General features: G+C 64.9%; 3 protein-coding genes. All 3 read right to left on the minus strand.

The annotated features are described in order from the left end of the window. Positions 1-61 precede the first annotated feature (61 nt). From KAK09_RS18390 to KAK09_RS18400, 3 genes are read right to left on the minus strand one after another with little or no spacing between them, the layout of a single operon-like run. The gene (locus KAK09_RS18390) at positions 62-280 is read right to left on the minus strand and encodes a DUF7220 family protein (protein WP_210880377.1); all 219 of its coding nucleotides are present in this window, start codon (positions 278-280) and stop codon (positions 62-64) included. Positions 281-289: 9 nt separating this feature from the next. After that, the gene (locus KAK09_RS18395; protein ID WP_210880375.1) at positions 290-1282 is read right to left on the minus strand and encodes a DNA cytosine methyltransferase; all 993 of its coding nucleotides are present in this window, start codon (positions 1280-1282) and stop codon (positions 290-292) included. A gap of 1 nt (position 1283) precedes the next feature. Further along, a complete protein-coding gene (locus KAK09_RS18400; protein WP_210880376.1) occupies positions 1284-2681 on the minus strand; it encodes a site-specific DNA-methyltransferase in 1398 nt (465 codons plus the stop codon). Between the last annotated feature and the right edge of the window lie 233 nt (positions 2682-2914).

Below are 2914 nucleotides of genomic sequence, written 5' to 3' on the forward strand. Positions count from 1 at the left end.
TTCCACGGTATAGATCTCCCCACCCTCCCTGCAGCCGCAAGAAGGGAAAAGTGGCAGAATTTTACTCCGCCCGCAGCGAGACTATCCCGCCGCTACCGTGGCCTAATTTTGCACCGCCGTTCTCACCTGTGAACAGCGCGCCCATCTTAAGGTTCTGGGCCAGCGTCGCGTGCAACCCGAAGACCGGAAAGATCAGGATCTGCGTAATGACGGCGACGCCGTAGCCCACGACCACATTGGCCACGGCTTCGACCAGCGACATGGCGCGCGATTGCTTCATGCCGCCGCCTCATCCATCGGCCAGCAATTGAGCCGCCAAAGTTCGCAGCGCATGCGCTGCAACCAGCGGGACCACGCCGTTGCCATAGAGGCGAAGCCGGTCCACCCGGTGGGCCAGCCCATCAGCGCCTCGACGAATGCTGGGTTCAACGTCCGGCGCACATCGGAGGTATCGCTCCCAGCCATCGGCGTCACCAGGACCTGGCGGCCAAGCAGGCCGTTCACCGGCGTATTCGCCAATGTCGTTGCACCGTCCTTGTGATCCCGCGCCGTCGGCGTCATCCACATTCCCGCCGAATGCGTCAGATCGGCCGTCTTGCGGTTGCCCGCGCTCGGTTTGCATCCGTCGTTGGCCATCGGCGTGGGCCACAATCGCAACAGCTCCGTCCGGTTCCCACCACTCGACCGGGTTCCAGAGCAGACGCGCGGGGTCGGCCAACTCGTCCCCCTCGCGGATGGCGAGGATGAAGAGGCGTTCGCGCTTATGGGGCGCACCGACTTCCGCCGCCGTGAAGAGGCCTGCCGCAAGCTTGTAGCCCATGCCGACCAGTCCGCTGGCGACTTCGGGTAAGCCGAGGCGGAGATGATGGGCGACATTCTCGAGGAACACGAAGGGCGGTTTGATTTCGCCGATAATCCGGGCGACATGCGGCCAGAGGTGGCGTGGGTCATCGGCACCCCTGCGCTTGCCCGCGACCGAGAACGGCTGGCACGGATAGCCCGCAGTGACGATATCCACCGCGCCGCGCCAAGGGCTGCCGTCGAAGGTTCCAACATCGTCCCAGACAAGAGCCTGATCCAGGGACGCGTCTTCCATCCGCGCCACGAGAGTGGCTGCGGCGTAGGTTTCCCGTTCGACATGGCCCACAGCACGATATCCGGGGAGGGCGATGGCGAGTCCGAGGTCGAGCCCGCCGGCGCCGGAGCAGAGCGAGAGGCCGAAGAGGCATGCGTCTGCGGCTCCGGAAGTGTCTCCGGAGGAAGGTAAAGCCAGGTCATGCATGTCACGCGGCGGTCTTGCGCTTTCGCGCGGGTTCGGGGGCGGCGTCCGTGACCGGAACGGCGTCCCTGTCCGGAACATTGGCAGGGGCATCGGCATCGTTGCCCAGCCGCTCGGTTCTCACCTGCGCGAAGGTTCCGCCATTACCATCGAGAATTGCCTCTCGCCCCGTTTCCGCCTGCCAGCGTTCCACAGCCACGTCGATGTAGGCCGGGCTGATTTCCATCGCATATACCCGGCGGCCGTTGGCTTCGCCCGCCATGATCTGCGAGCCGGAGCCGGAGAAGGGCTCGTAGCAGAGCCCGCCACGGGCAACATGCTGGCGCATCGGGATCCCGAAAGCGTCAAGCGGTTTGGGCGTCGGATGGTCGGGCCGCTCATCCTTGGCGAAGCTGGGCATCTCCCATGTCGAGGGCAGCGTCTGCTCGGCGACCTTCGGCGGGCGGTTCGGGCGGCGCCAGCCCATGAAGCAGGGCTCGTGCTTCCACAGGTAATGCGAGCGGGTCAGAACACCGCGGTCCTTCACCCAGATGATCTGCTGATGGACGAAAGCCCCGGCCTTTTCCCAGCAGGCCTCGAGCATTGCCTGGCGACGCGAGGCATGCCAGCAATACCACGCGGCATCCTCGGCGATGGCTTCGGCAACCGCAGCGGCGATGAAACTGTCATAGAGCTCCGCGCCCTGGCTGCTGTCGTCCCAGGTCACGCCGTAGGATTGGCTCCAATCTTTATTCCGCGTCGGGTGGTTCGAGCCGTCGTAATCCACCAGATACGGCGGGTCGGTGGCGAACAGGATCGCCCTCTCGCCATTCATCAACCGGCGCACATCATTGTGGTTTGTGCTGTCGCCGCAAAGCAGCCGGTGATCGCCGAGGATCCACAGGTCGCCCGTGCGCGATGCCGGATTGCGGGGCGGCTCGGGAATGGTCACCGGCGGCATTGTGCCACCCGGGCCAGCACCATCCTCGCCTTCGCCTTCCGGCACATAGGCCAACAGCTTGTCCAACTCGCCGTCGGAAAACCCGACCAGCGACAGGTCGAAATCCTCGGCCAGCAACTCGTTCAGTTCGGCCGACAGCAGCGCCTCGTCCCAGGTCCCGAGTTCGGTCAGTTTATTGTCCGCCAGCCGATAGGCCCGGCGCTGCGCCTCGGTGAGATGCCCCAGCACGATCACTGGCGCTTCCGTCAGGCCGAGCTGCGTGGCGGCCAGCACGCGGCCATGGCCCGCAATCAGCTCGCCGTCGTCAGCGACGAGGCAGGGCACGGTCCAGCCGAACTCGGCCATGCTGGCGGCAAGCCTCAAAACCTGGTCCGCGCCGTGCATCTTGGCGTTTTTGGCATAAGGCTGCAGGCGCGCAAGCGGCCACTGCTCGATCCGCTCAGGGGCGAAGGCGAGGGTCATGAGGATGATCCTGTTCGATTGGTTGGCGCGCGCCCATCGAGGGGCGGCACGGTGGCTTCTGGGGGCGGGGTCCAACTGGATTCCGCATGTGGACCCCAGTAATGATGGTGAGAACGGCGGTGCAAAATTAGGCCACGGTAGCGGCGGGATAGTCTCGCTGCGGGCGGAGTAAAATTCTGCCACTTTTCCCTTCTTGCGGCTGCAGGGAGGGTGGGGAGATCTATACCGTGGAA

The sequence above is a fragment of the Roseovarius autotrophicus genome, from assembly GCF_018069895.1.
In the GTDB taxonomy this organism is placed as follows: domain Bacteria; phylum Pseudomonadota; class Alphaproteobacteria; order Rhodobacterales; family Rhodobacteraceae; genus Roseovarius; species Roseovarius autotrophicus.

Coding starts and splice junctions, on each gene's coding strand:
- KAK09_RS18395 (WP_210880375.1), bottom strand. CDS start 1,282: ATGCATGACCTGGCTTTACCTTCCTCCGGAGACACTTCCGGAGCCGCA.
- KAK09_RS18390 (WP_210880377.1), bottom strand. CDS start 280: ATGAAGCAATCGCGCGCCATGTCGCTGGTCGAAGCCGTGGCCAATGTG.
- KAK09_RS18400 (WP_210880376.1), bottom strand. CDS start 2,681: ATGACCCTCGCCTTCGCCCCTGAGCGGATCGAGCAGTGGCCGCTTGCG.